We start from the raw sequence: 13497 nt of genomic DNA on the forward strand, positions 1-13497 counted from the left end.
TCATTCCTTCGACATGATGCTCTTTGAATCCGCAAGAACCTCGTAGAACTTTCCGTCATTTGCGGTCTGGATCTTACGGTAATTCTTCTTTACACCGTCATCCAGATTCATTTGAATGCGAGACAGTGCGAGGTGTGCCAGCTTCTCATCGTATTCCCGGTATTCCTTCAACTGCTTGGCCAGCTTTTCACGCCGGAGACGATGAAGTTCTTCCATCATCTCCAGCTGAGACTTCTCCTCATCATTGTTTTGGCATTCTTCGCAATACGAGCGTACCCAGTTGGAAACGGTGGCTCTGGATATGCCGTACTCAGCCACAAGGCTGGTAATCGTGCGCCCGTCCTGAATGTGTGCACGAACAACTTTTCGTCTGGTTTCGTCTGATATTCGAGTCATGTACTTTTCTCCTCTGCTGACATTATAATCTATCAGGCCGAGGTGTTATAAATTCACTGTACCACTACAAAGAACTCCATTCACAGGTTACAGGAAATGAAACTCCTGTTGACTTTAGATGTCCAAGAGTAACTCTCAGTCGTTGCAAAAAGAGTAGGGAATTATGCCGAGCACCTAAAGTGACTTGTGCCGGAGGGTATATTACATATACAACATGCCCCCCTTATTTCCCCCTTACTCTTGAATTCAATCTATTTATCTGCTATCGTCTACTCAACAGGGTTGCCCGAGGTAATGCGTGTCGGGAACCAGGCTGAACCTCTTGGTTTAGCCTTTTTATTTTTCTTCTGAATTGAGGAACAAACATGAATCTAAAGAAACCGCTGGCTTTCTCAGAATACCCCAGTAACCTACTTACGGCTCTTGATTAGCCACTTTCTATATGCCGTTATATTAATTTTTCCCAATTCACTGCATACCGATTCCACGTAATTGCAAAGCCGGAAATCTTAACCTTTTTACCGGTTTAGGTCTCCGGTTTTGCACATTTGCTTTCTTCAATTTTCATTCCCAATATTCTCAAAATACTTATCTACCAGTTCCGTCAGCGTTCCGTTCTTAGATGCTTCCGCCGCGTCCGCTTCAACAAAATTGTGTGTTTCCTCTTTTAGTGTTTCATCAAATCCGAGGATATAGTTCGTTGCAATCAGATAGATAATTCTGGTCGGTGCCATTCCGAACACCTGCTTACGCAAGATGTGACGAATTCTTGCCCCATCGTCAGGAATCGCTTCCTTCATTGCCGCGCTGTTATACAGACGCTTCACAATCTCTGTGATAAACAAGCCTGACTTCATATAGAGGTCCGCAAAAGTCTTGGTCGGATCATCAAAGCATCCCGGATTCTCTATTTCCAGTTTTTCCACCATCATCTTCACCACCCGCTTAGGGGTAAAAATCTGATTCGTTTTCTGTGGTGGGATGTAGTCAAAGATATCCTCTGTATGGGTCTCATCGAAGTAGTTCGCAAGCTCCTGCTTCTTCCGCAAAAACTCCTTGATTGAGTCATTGAAAACAGTCTCATCGAACAGGCAACCATCCCAATGCTCCATTACTCCGGTTTCGGCATTGAGACGATCTCCACCGTCCCGAAGAAATCTGAAATCTTCCTCGCTTATTCCGGTGACTTCGAAGAAGACATCATCTTCCGTGTAATCATCAAAGTTTGCAAGCGTAAGTCCCTCATCTCCGTACGCCATGATGAAGCTCGGGATGGTACGGGAAAATCCTCTAAGGTGGGCACGGATTTCTTCCTCGGCAACGCGCTTTTCAGCCTCGGCCTTGTTTTTCTCCAGATGCTGAATCACATCGACGGGCTTCTCATCCATCGTGTGTTGGATTTGCTCCTTAGCAGCTTTCATTGTCGCTTCCAGGCAGCTTTGCATTCGTTGATTGAACTCTATCTCTGCATCCTTAACATCCTTTTCGGTCTGCGCTGCCTTCCGTTTTTGCTCCAATTCAACGCGAGCAATAGACTCTTCCTCTCTGTAATCATCCGAAATCTTCCGGAAAGAGTGCTCAATCTCACGCTCAAATTGACTCTCAATGCGGTTCTTAGCCGCCTTCTTCGGACTATAATCTTCCATAACCGGAGCCACACGTTCCTTCACGGCTTCCTTTACGCTGTCTGCAATTTTCTTCAAATGCTCGTCCACAACGGAGGAGCTTCCATAATCGTCTGGCCTCTCATGCAGGATATTATCAAGTTGTTGCTGAATAATCGGTACATCTTCATACTTCTTATCCGCAAAGTAGTTCTGAGCCTGTCCGATAACAATCTCTTCGGGAACCTCAACCTCGCCATCCTCGCCAACACGAATATTTCCCATGTTGTCCAGTGCCTCTTTATTGTCTTTGTGCTTATCTTCATGGGCTGTCTGAAGTCTCTCGACAATGGCCTGTATGGCTGTCGGCGCACCGAAAACATTGCCTATGTTGAAAAGGTAATTACTCATGAACCCGGAACGAACCACTTCCTGAGATTTCAGTTTTCTCGGGATGGACAGAACGGCAGCGGCATCCAGCTCTATCATCCGGCCTTCGTCATCCTCACCGAGGACAGGGAAGAAGTTTAGAAGCCTGCGAATGTTCTCTTTGCGCTCTTCGGAAGTACCGCGTCCACTCACCGTTTCTGCGTTCAAGTTATTGGCAAAATCATCGAAAATAATCAGTGTTCTTGCCGGATCGAAGTCGAAGACGTAAGCTGTCTCTTTTCGAAAGGTCTCACCATTCACTGTAAGCATGCAAGGGTTCTGCGCCCGAAATGCTGCCTGCATGTAGGAAGAAGGACTTTTCAAGTTACAAAGCATCAACACCCCGGACCACTCCGGAACCGTTACTCCCACGGTCAACTGACCTACAGTCAGGGTGATGGTTTTGTCGTGCTCGGCGATTGCTTTTTTTACGCGGTCAAAATTCTTCTTGGCAGAAGTTTCCCGGTCCTCATTGGTGCTGCCGTCACCGACAGCTTTCACAACGTAGTACTCGCTGAAAACAGGATCCGCTGCCAATAACTTCTCAAGTGCCTCTACACTCTGAATATGGTTGAGGTACCAGAGGGTATGAGAAAGTTCCTTTCTCAGCTCCGGTGTCGAAAACGGGTATTTCTCCTGTGTCGCCAGCGCATGCAGGAACTTCTTTACTTCAGCCTCATGAATGAACTTTCCTGCTTCGTTTGTATCAAAAAACTCATTCAGATCAAAGGTATAGTCTGTGTATTCAGCGGAATCAAGATCCGTGCGCCCAATTCGCTCGCGAATCATGGACGATAGCTGATAGGTATACATGGCAAGACGCGGCAAAGGTTCATAGGGATTGTGATCCTCTTCGTCCCAACTTTCCTTGCGTTCTTGCTCATCCGCATAGGACCAGTTATAAATCTGGTTCGCGGAAAAACGTGCAGAAGCCAGTTGTTTAAACGGAGTGCCGGAAAGATACAGCGTGTATTTGCGGGAAATGTTATTGAAGGCGCGCTCGGTACGTATAGTCTCGACACCTTCCTGCGCCTCATCAATAATAAGCAGGTCAAATTCTAAACCGTTTATCTTTTTCCCGCGATTATCCCTGTACTCCTTTGCCATCCATGACAGCTTATCTGACTTACCTCCAAAATAAGCGGAGCCCTTAAGCCCTTGCAGAGACTCAAAGGCAATCATCCCCTTGCCTTCACCTTGCATACGGGAAACGTACTCATTTCGTGAAAGCACGCTGGGTTTCTTGCTTAACGCATCGGTATCCGATACAAAGGAAAATTCTCCGCGCCAGCCGATGAACTTTCGGAAATCCTCAGCCCATGAGTTGGCAATGGAAGGACGATTGGTGACAATCAGAACCTTTGAGAGTTTCATCCGACACACAAGTTCATAGGCAGTTAGCGTCTTCCCGAATCGAGGCTTCGCATTCCAGAGGAACTCCGAGCCTCCTCCTTCAAAGTAGGCCTTGGTCATACATACCGCTTCTTCCTGTTCCTCGCGTAGCGTATATGTGAGCTTCTGTTCGTTTTGGGCAAGCGTGCCACGGGCGGCGAACTCGTCAAAGTAATCTCTGGACGTGCTCTTGTCTATGCGGAACCACTCTTTTTTCTTATGTTCTTCGATCCAGCGCTCAACTCCTTTTTCAAACTCCAGAAAAGCGTGGAAGTCGCTGTCCTTAAAGCTGTCTCCGGAGTTATCTGTGTAGCGAGCAAATCCCTTCCAAAGCAGGCGCGTCCCGATAGTTATCGTCCCGCTCTGCTGCTTGATACGCTGTTCCGGTGTCTGCTTTTCCGTGTAGCCTATCTTAATCCAACCGTTGTGCTCCAAAACGCCTGGTGTATCATAGGCATAAATCATAGGTTCAACTTTAATAAAGGATTGGATTTTGGGTGTTGTCTTAACCTCCATTCTTATTCCATCTCCTTTACATGTGTCTCGATGAAGGAAATTTCTTCGTCGGAAAGTCCATACTTTAAGTATAACTGGCGATCGATTTCTGCAACGGATTTAGACCAGTCAATATCGGATGTATGGATGAAGCTTTGAATTGGTACATATTTAAACTTGTCTGGTGTTATATCCTGAGTTGTTTTTAAAACGCTGACCAATGTGCGAAAGAATTTTGTCTTTAAGTATTTAAACGCATTACCAACTTCATAGTCACTATTAAAAGAGCCAATACTGACAAAGGACTCTGTTGTTCCAACCCCTGGTATCTCTATTACCGGAGTTCCGAGTATTCTTGCTGGAATCGGCTTTCCTATAGTTCCTGCAGCACCATCTGCACGTGCTAACACAATTTTATAGTTATCAAGATTCGTTGCTGGTTTGACATAATCTCTCAGTATATATTTTCTCGCCCTATCTCCTCCATCTCTTCCCAGAATCACAATATACTCTCCCCCATTTTCTGGGCATTTATCAAAAAATACTTGAGGAAGTCTCTCAAATATATTTGATGCCATATCATATGCATGACCTTTGCTTAGCTGTGATACCGCCTCTGGGTGCTCCTTATGTAATTTATCAGTAATTCGATATGCTGTTCTTGATATCACGATTTTATCCATACCTTTAAAGTCATCTCTGTAAATCACTTTGTGAAGGATGGAATTCAACTCATCAAAAGGGGTAAAAACTCCAATCGGGCCAAAACTGATGTTTGAGTCGTGATATGAAACTGCAATTCCACCGGTTATTTCCATCCCTGGGAATATTTTTTTTGAATCAGCTTCATAACACAGAATTTTAAAATGATCATCATCCAACATCTTTTTGTTCCACGCTTTCGGAGTACTTCCCGCATCAAATAGAAACCGTGCTGGATGAATTAATATTACAGACTGTGCAATCTCATAAGATGCATCCATGAATCTATTATATATTTGAGGTGCATATGTCGCATTGTCCCCAACCGTCTCATCCTGATAAGGCGGATTGCCTATGATATAATCAAACTTCATACTTCCGTTTCTCCTTTCCCGGAATGCATTGAAATCCATGCTCTTATTCTGTCCCCTCCAGTCAAAGATACTGCATGGGATATATTCCTCAGGCACAATTTTCCCTGAGGCCTCCTCCATACCAAACACATCGAAAATTGTCAGCTGGTGATATTGCTTGTACAGGGCTCCCATCGGAATAGATCCTTTCAACCCATCCATCTGCCAGACATTCCAAACTATCTTATTTGCCATCTTCTCCAACAGTTTGTCATTCGGAGAATGCCCCCAACGTTCCTCATAGTACTCGACAAAAGTCAGTAGTAGGTTGATCCTCGCAATCAGAACATTGTCGCCTTGGTACTCGTAGCCGTAAGATGCCTCGAATGCACGAATTGTCCACTTTAGCCACTCCTCATATGTATCGGTGTTTTCGTTGACAATTCTTAGCTTCCTGTCCAACATTCCGATACGCCGCACCAAGGGAACAATCAATTCCCCATTTGAGACATCATAGCGGGAAACCAGATACGGTGCCTCCCCGCAGGTAATCTCAAGCCGTCTGGAATCTACATAATGCTGCCACTTTTTTCGCTTCGGAAAATCGATTCTTCCCTCTGTAACCGTCCACGTATGATCTTCCTTTTCCGTATTGAATACGCTCGAATGACCAAACCAGTCCTCATCGCAGTGATTGTTCATCCGATTACATAGCCACGCCGGTGTAAACACCTCTGCCTTTTTTCTGGTCCGCTGTGCCTGTGCCTCCAGCGACTTCTGTATGCGCGGTCGGATAATATCCGGACGCAATAAAAGCTCATTTGTAAGCATATGTACTTTGTCGGTAAAGCCCTCACCAAACTCTTCGTAAGTGTCCGTTGCCCAAATGATATTCTTTTTTGTCGACTTGTCTTGCAACAGCAAATCCAGCACATCCACGACCGGATAGCTACTTATATCTATCAGTTTTTCCATCAAAGGGATTCTCCCTTTCTGCTTTTTCAAATCTTATCTTGCATCCGTACGGTTATTCTCCGTCAACGTGCACAAAATCAATCGCCTCAATACTCGCATCAAGGCTATAATCCATCATAAGCCGTCCGGCGAATGAAATCAATTTTTATTGACTGTTTATGCCAACTATTTTTACGACTTTCCGATTGCAAACGACACCTATTGCAACTTTCCGAAAAGCCTTAGGACAAGCGGACTCAAGAGAGTACTCGAGGTTACCTCTGCTTCAGAGGAAAATCCTATGAAGTTCAACGGAATACATGGGATTATCCTCGCCTCGTCCACGATACAAGACGGCCCCGCAGTGCGTTTCCGTCACTACGGGGCCTTCCCAAATATCCTATACCGTTGTCGCTTTAATCCGTCTGTGACGCCCCGATTACAACCATAATGCCGGTTTTCCTGTCGTATGCGGACCATAATCCGGTCCCCCACCACTCTTTGCCTGCATCAAAGTAATTCGAAAAATCATCGTTCCATCGATACACTTCAAGCGCTTGCCTGTTCGGGAAAAGGATATCGTTAAAGCGGATGAAATCGGACTTTAAATACGGTGTTCCGTACGGCGGTTCTAAAAAGGCATACCAATAGGGCATAGGCGCGGGGACATGGATACATGTCTGTTTTTTGGTTCTGTCCTCATAATACGCATGGCTCGGCGGCATCAAAAATTCTTCCGTATCGACTTTTGTTGCCCTCATGTTATCAGCCTCTATATTCAGTTGATACGCGGACGCGGCAAACCTGAGTTCCAGTATTCGGAATGCCTCAATCACCGCAAGCTTGTGTGTGGCATAGCCTTCATACTCCTTGCCGACAGAGAGAATCACATAATCGAGACTCACGCGACTCCATGTTGTTTTCAATAACTTGTAGGCCTTGTGTTTTGTCAGTTCAAACATATTCCCTCTTCATCTCCGTATGAACGATAGCTTTCACGCACGGTCTCTTACTACGTTGGCAAAACATTGTCGCTCCGCTCATGACCGGAGTCACCTTGAACCGACTTCATGTCTCCTCTATTTTAGCTTTTAACCCTTCTAAAAAATGAAGCGGGCCATTCTCCCGAAGTGTGTTCTATAACATTACAGTTTAATGCAAAGTGTAGCGATATAGTCATTTCCGTAACGCGATAATCTATTTCTCTTGTCACACGATTCATAAAAATCTATCATCGCGAGACCGTTTTTAAGCTGTCCTCTGATTTGCGTTTCTAAGGTATGGCTGAATTCATATCCATAGTCCGGATTTATGCTTATCTTGCCTTCCGCTTCAAGCTCTTTTGAATTAAACGGGATTGAAAACTTTAAAAGTAATTCCTCGTCGGGTTTGTCCCATACGATGTCAGCATCATACATGTATATCCAAGGATTCATAAATCCGACCATTAACAGTCCACCCTTTTTCAATACGCGAGAAGCCTCTTGATACATGTTTTCCAAATCTTCTATATAAACATTTGAAACCGGATTAAAAATGATATCAAAGGTCTCATTTTCAAACGGGAACGGTTTTGTCATGTCGGCTTGAACCGTGTTGATTTTTAAGCCTTCTCTTTCAGCAACCATCTCATCTCTTTGTAATTGTGATGCAGAAAAATCCATTATGGTTACATCATAACCCTTTATCGCAAAAACCGGTCCCTGCTGTCCGCCGCCGCAGGCTAAACCTAATATCTTTTTCCCGTTGGCTTTTTCAAACCATTCTATCGGAACCTTTTTCCCGACAGTTAATGCAACAGAAATCGGATTCTTTCTAACTTCTTCCACTTCTTCATGTGTCAACGGCTCGGTATAGTCATTTTTTACATGATTCCATCTATCTTCATTTAATTTGATATAATCGCTCATCTCTTAGCCTCCTCGTAATTTTATGCTGTTGCGCTTTGAGTCGGAGGTGTTGCCATAACACTATTCTCGCTTCTAGGAATTCTGATTTGTCAATTTCTTGTTGAAGAAGCGCTCCGTTACTGACGGGAGTCGAACCCGGAGCCTTACGCCCGAGAAGCGATAGCGCTCTTTTTGTCGATGTTCACCTTTGTCGTTAAATATCCACAAATTCTCATTAGACAGGTCTTAGATTATCTAATCGTGGGGAAACAGAACTCTTTCCGGCTATCGCCTTTATTAGCAAAATCTCTATCGTCTCCATTCAGCTATTATTTATAAATATCCGCAGTCCTTGCACTGTTTGTGTTGAAATCCCACAAAACATTCAAATTAAGTCGTATATTATGAAAATAAACGGGAGGAAGATTTTTTAATCTTTCTCCCGTTTTATGCTGTTCCTGGCGGGAGTCGAACCCACGGCCTTTCGCTAAGAAGGTCGCTCATATGACCAAGTACCGAGAGATTCTGCGCCTGGCAAGTCTGGGTCTCAGTCAACAGAGCATCGCTGACAGTAGCGGTGTATCCAAGAAAACGGTCAACCGTGTGCTTAAGCGCGCCAAAGAGCTCAACATCTTTTGGCCGTTGGAAGCCAACGAGACCGATGCCGTCCTTGCGGAGAAGTTGTTTCCATCCGCACAGAAGCAAGTGTCATCAACAAAACGGATGCCTGACTTCAACTACATCCAGAAGGAGTTGCTTCGCAACGGAGTCAACAAAAAACTCCTCTGGACGGAATACCTGGAGGAGTGCCGCCAGTCCGGCGACGATCCCCTAATGCATTCCCAGTTTTGCTATTACATCCAGCAGGACGAACAGAAACGCCATGCTACGATGCATATCAACCGAAAGCCGGTGAGCAGATCGAGGTCGATTGGGCCGGAGATCCTGCTCAGATCACCAATCCGGATACCGGTGAGATCATCCCGGCATTTCTCTTTGTAGGCGTTATGACGTACAGCCAGTACCCTTACGTTGAAGCCTTTATCGATGAGAAACAGCGTGCCTGGATCACAGCTCATGTACATATGTATGAGTACTTCGGCGGTGTTACCCGTATCCTGGTTCCGGATAATACCAAGACAGCTGTGATCCATAACAATGACTGGTATAATCAGGAACTCAATACCATCTACCATGAGATGGCGGAGCATTAAAATCTCCGCTGCAATAATGCCCCGCTTTTGACATAATCCTCCACTTTTATTATTGCAGAGAGGCCTTAATGGGGCAAGTTAAACCCCCCGGAAATCGGATCTCCGGGGGGGTTCTCTGCACGATATTCTGTTCCCTGCGGTCAGCAGTCTTTCTCCAAATGCCAGATATCATTGTTGTACTGGTCGATCGTTCTGTCGGAGGAGAAGTAGCCCGCCTTGGCGATATTGACCGCCATCTTCTTCGCCCAGCCCATTCTGTCCTCATAAGCTTCCAGAGCCTTGTCCTTGGTCTTGCAGTAACTCTCGAAGTCAGGGAATGTCATGAACCAGTCTTTGCCAAGCAGCTCGTCATAGAGCTGCTTGAGAAGCTTCCTGTCGCCGGCTTCGAGCATCTCTTCACTGACCAGGAAGTCCACAGCCGCGGCAAGTCTCTTGTCCTTCTTATACCAGTTCTTTGCGACGTAATCCGCGTTCTTATAGTGCTCGATGACCTCCTCGGAGGACTGTCCGAAGGTGAAAATATTGTCTTCCCCGACAAGTTCCGCGATCTCGACGTTCGCTCCGTCCATGGTTCCCAGCGTCACAGCGCCGTTGAGCATGAACTTCATATTGCCGGTCCCGCTGGCTTCCTTGGAGGCCAGTGAGATCTGCTCGGAAATGTCCGATGCGGGGATCAGTTTCTCCGCCATGGACACGTTGTAGTTGCGAAGCATGACGACCTTGAGGTAAGGACTCACTTCAGGGTCGTTGTTCACGATGCTGCTGAAGGCGAGAATCGCATGGATTATATCCTTGGCGATCACATAGGCAGGAGCTGCCTTTGCGCCAAAAAATACCGTGACCGGTCTTCTCGGCCTGTAACCGTCCTTGATGTGCAGGTAACGGTCGATGGCCCACAGGAGGTTGAGCTGCTGTCTCTTGTACTCGTGCAGGCGCTTGATCTGCACGTCATAGACGGACTCGGGGTCAACCTTGTCGCCCTGATATTGTTCAAGCCATGCGGAGAACTTGTGTTTTTTCGTGTTCTTCCTGTTCAGGATGCACTGCAGGAAAGTCTCATCCTCCGCGTAAGGAATAAGCTGCTCAAGCTGTCTGGCGTCCGTCTTCCAGCCCTCGCCGATCTTCTCGGTGATCAGCTCTGTCAGCTCAGGGTTGCACTCGATGACCCATCTGCGGAAAGTGATGCCGTTGGTCTTGTTGTTGAACTTCTCGGGATAGAGCTTGTAGAAATTGTTGAGCTCTGTCTCCTTGAGAATGTCAGTGTGAAGTCTCGCGACGCCGTTCACGGAGTGGCTGTAGTGAATGTCCATGTGGGCCATATGCACGTTGCCGTACTCGTCGATGATCTGAACGGAAGGTTCTTCATATTTTGCCTTAACAGCGTCATTCATCCTCTTGATGATCGGCATAAGGTGCGGCACGACAGCCTTGAAGAAGTGCTGGGGCCATGTCTCCAGTGCCTCAGCAAGGATCGTGTGGTTCGTGTAAGCACAGACATCAGTCACAATCTGATATGCTTCTTTCTCCTCAATGCCCTTTTCGGTCAGAAGGCGCACCAGTTCCGGAATGACCAGAGAAGGGTGCGTATCGTTGATCTGGATCGCCGCGTAGTCGGCAAGGTCATGCAGGTTGCTGCCGCGCTCCACGCACTCGTCGAGGATCAGCTGGGCGGCATTGCTGACCATGAAATACTCCTGATAGACGCGGAGAAGCTTTCCGTCCTCATCGCTGTCATCGGGATACAGGAAGAGGGTCAGGTTTTTCTCGATCTCTTTTTTGTCAAAACCGATACCCGAGCCGATCAGTCCCTCATTGACCGTGTCCAGGTCAAAAAGACGAAGGCGTCCGCACTTGCTTTCGTAACCTGTGACATCGATCTCATACATGGTGGAAAGAAGCTCCAGATCGCCGCACTGCACCTTATAGTGCTTGTCGGTGCGCTTCATCCAGTTGGCCATGCCCCACTTGCGCCAGTAGTCAGGTCTCATGTGCTGCTTGCGGTCCTCGAAGGACTGTTTGAACAGACCGCAGTGGTAGGCCAGGCCTACGCCGTCAGCGGGAAGGCCCAGTGTCGCAAGGCTGTCGATGAAGCAGGCTGCAAGTCTGCCAAGGCCGCCGTTTCCGAGGGAGGGCTCGTATTCAAATTCCTCCAGCTCCGTAATGTCTTTCCCAGCCTCAGCCAGTTCCGCTTTCACATCATCGTAGATGCCGAGGTTGATCAGGTTGTTGGAAAGAAGTTTACCGATCAGGAATTCTGCCGAAATATAGTAAACTTTCTTCTTTCCGCTGTTGTATCCCCTGTTCCTGCAGGCATCCTGCGTCAGGGCCAGCGCCGCGTTGTAAAGTTCCAGAATCGTGCACTCGCTAAGTGCTTTTCCAGTGTAATCTCTGAGTTTTAATGTATTCATTACTGCCTCCTGCGGAAGATCTCCGCTGCTTACAATGGTTCCATATTATTAGAATGCATTATAATGATTTATATGTGTGATAATCTTGCAGAATAACGGCAAATAATAGTACAATAATGATATTAATTAATTCAGCACAAAGAAGGGCACAAAGAAGGGTTCCGTTTTTATGAATCTCGAGGAATACTCACAATACAGAGAGACCCTGCTGCATGAGCAGCCGGGTTTCGCCTACAACACTTACCTGTGTACCGTCCCCCAGGACTTTGCCCGGGTGGATCTGCACTGGCACGACCAGATGGAGATCATCTATGTCAAAAAAGGGCGCGGCACAGTGACCGCCTCTTCCCGCAAATATCCCGTCATGGCCGGTTCCATCATGCCCATCCTCCCCGGTGAACTCCACGCCATCGACGGCGACCCCGGCGTGCGGATGGAGTACGAGAATATCATATTCCCCCTCTCCCTTTTGGACAATCAGGTTGAAAACGACTGGGCAAGGCGCAATATTCTGACCCCTCTGCAGATGGGGACCCTGCGCTTCCCCCGCCCGATCTACGCGGACACCGCGATGCACGCCGAGGTATCCGCTGCCCTTGACGCGGCTGACGATGCCTGCAGCAAGAGGCCTGACGGCTATTCTCTTTTGGTGCGCAGCAGCCTGTTTCGTTTTTTCTTTGCGCTCTACACCCATCGGATCCGCGAGGAAAGCTTACCGCCGTCCCCCTACGAGGACGCCATCAAGCAGGTCCTGCTCTACGTCCAGAATCACTTTTCGGAGCCGATCACGGTAAGCGACGCCGCAAGTCTTATTGACTACAGCGACGCTCACTTCATGCGGGTCTTCCGCCGCGAGACGGGATTCACTTTCGGCGAATACCTGTCGGATTACCGGCTCAGTTACGCGTCCTATCTGCTCAGGGAGCGCCCGGACTCTGTCGGTGCCATCGCCTCCCTGTGCGGGTTCGACAACTTCTCTTATTTTATCCGGCGCTTCCGCCGCAAATACGGAATGTCCCAGAGGGAATACCGCTCCCACGGGCGCCGGAATACAAAAAGCCCGTAAATTAAGGCTTTATACAACATTTCTCCGTTTTAAGAAGATTGTAAAACGAGTATACTATTAAATACAGGCTGCACTATTCTGCACATTTTTCATTTCCTGCGGCACGCCTGTATCAAAAGGCTGTCGGGATGGTATGTGCCAGGAGTTCCCAAAGGAAAAGTGGGTGGACGCCCGCCGGGAAGATGTACCGGATGCGCCATACTTCCACGTAGTCTTCACTGTCCCGGAGGAACTGAACCCGGTAATCTATAGCAACCGGAAGCTTCTGTATGATGCCCTTTATCACGCTTCATCTGACACACTGCGGGAACCGGCCTCAGACAGCAAGTATCTTGGTGCGGATATCGGGTACATCTGTATTCTCCATACCTGGGGGAGTGAGATGAACTTCCATCCCCACATCCATGCCGTTGTGCTTGACGGCGGTCTTGACTCCAAAAACCATTGGAAAGACAACGGAGAAGAGTTCTTTCTTCCTATCAGGGTCATTTCGCGCCTTTTCCGTGGCAAGTATCTTGCGGAGCTGAAACACCTTTGGGAAGATGGAAAACAGCTTGAAATTACACTAAAAAGAGAAGGGAAATGAACAGAAAGG

9 protein-coding genes and 1 pseudogene are annotated in these 13497 nt (G+C 47.2%); 4 read left to right on the plus strand and 6 right to left on the minus strand.

All coding sequences use genetic code 11. The features are described from left to right. The 5 genes from QU660_RS09135 to QU660_RS09155 all read right to left on the minus strand — a co-directional run bounded on the left by QU660_RS09135 (position 1) and on the right by QU660_RS09155 (position 8235). Complete coding sequence (locus tag QU660_RS09135) at positions 1-396, minus strand: helix-turn-helix domain-containing protein (protein ID WP_304946205.1); 396 nt, start codon at positions 394-396, stop codon at positions 1-3. 557 nt (positions 397-953) lie between these two features. Beyond that, complete coding sequence (locus QU660_RS09140; RefSeq protein ID WP_304946206.1) at positions 954-4337, minus strand: DEAD/DEAH box helicase family protein; 3384 nt, start codon at positions 4335-4337, stop codon at positions 954-956. Between the two features lie 2 nt (positions 4338-4339). Then, positions 4340-6346 (minus strand): Eco57I restriction-modification methylase domain-containing protein, encoded by a 2007-nt coding sequence (locus QU660_RS09145; protein WP_304946207.1) that lies wholly within the window; start codon positions 6344-6346, stop codon positions 4340-4342. A gap of 395 nt (positions 6347-6741) precedes the next feature. Then, positions 6742-7287 (minus strand): hypothetical protein, encoded by a 546-nt coding sequence (locus QU660_RS09150; protein ID WP_304946208.1) that lies wholly within the window; start codon positions 7285-7287, stop codon positions 6742-6744. A 183-nt stretch (positions 7288-7470) separates the two neighbouring features. Then, positions 7471-8235: a class I SAM-dependent methyltransferase gene (locus QU660_RS09155; RefSeq protein WP_304946209.1), complete on the minus strand. Its 765-nt coding sequence runs from the start codon at positions 8233-8235 to the stop codon at positions 7471-7473. 483 nt (positions 8236-8718) lie between these two features. Here QU660_RS09155 and QU660_RS09160 point away from each other — a divergent pair, with 483 nt between their 5' ends. Then, the gene (locus QU660_RS09160) at positions 8719-9216 is read left to right on the plus strand and encodes a helix-turn-helix domain-containing protein (protein ID WP_330693211.1); all 498 of its coding nucleotides are present in this window, start codon (positions 8719-8721) and stop codon (positions 9214-9216) included. An 83-nt stretch (positions 9217-9299) separates the two neighbouring features. Beyond that, a complete protein-coding gene (locus QU660_RS09905; RefSeq protein ID WP_330362083.1) occupies positions 9300-9428 on the plus strand; it encodes a hypothetical protein in 129 nt (42 codons plus the stop codon). A 140-nt stretch (positions 9429-9568) separates the two neighbouring features. On the opposite strand, the gene QU660_RS09165 is transcribed toward QU660_RS09905, so the two are convergent. Beyond that, the gene (locus QU660_RS09165) at positions 9569-11836 is read right to left on the minus strand and encodes a glycogen/starch/alpha-glucan phosphorylase (RefSeq protein ID WP_304946210.1); all 2268 of its coding nucleotides are present in this window, start codon (positions 11834-11836) and stop codon (positions 9569-9571) included. Positions 11837-12005: 169 nt separating this feature from the next. Between QU660_RS09165 and QU660_RS09170 the strand changes: the two genes are divergently transcribed. Continuing rightward, complete coding sequence (locus QU660_RS09170; RefSeq protein WP_304946211.1) at positions 12006-12902, plus strand: AraC family transcriptional regulator; 897 nt, start codon at positions 12006-12008, stop codon at positions 12900-12902. Positions 12903-13035: 133 nt separating this feature from the next. Then, positions 13036-13452, plus strand: a pseudogene (locus tag QU660_RS09175) (IS91 family transposase); the annotation flags it as partial. Positions 13453-13497 lie beyond the last annotated feature (45 nt).

This window comes from Stomatobaculum sp. F0698 (assembly GCF_030644385.1).
GTDB lineage: Bacteria > Bacillota > Clostridia > Lachnospirales > Lachnospiraceae > Moryella.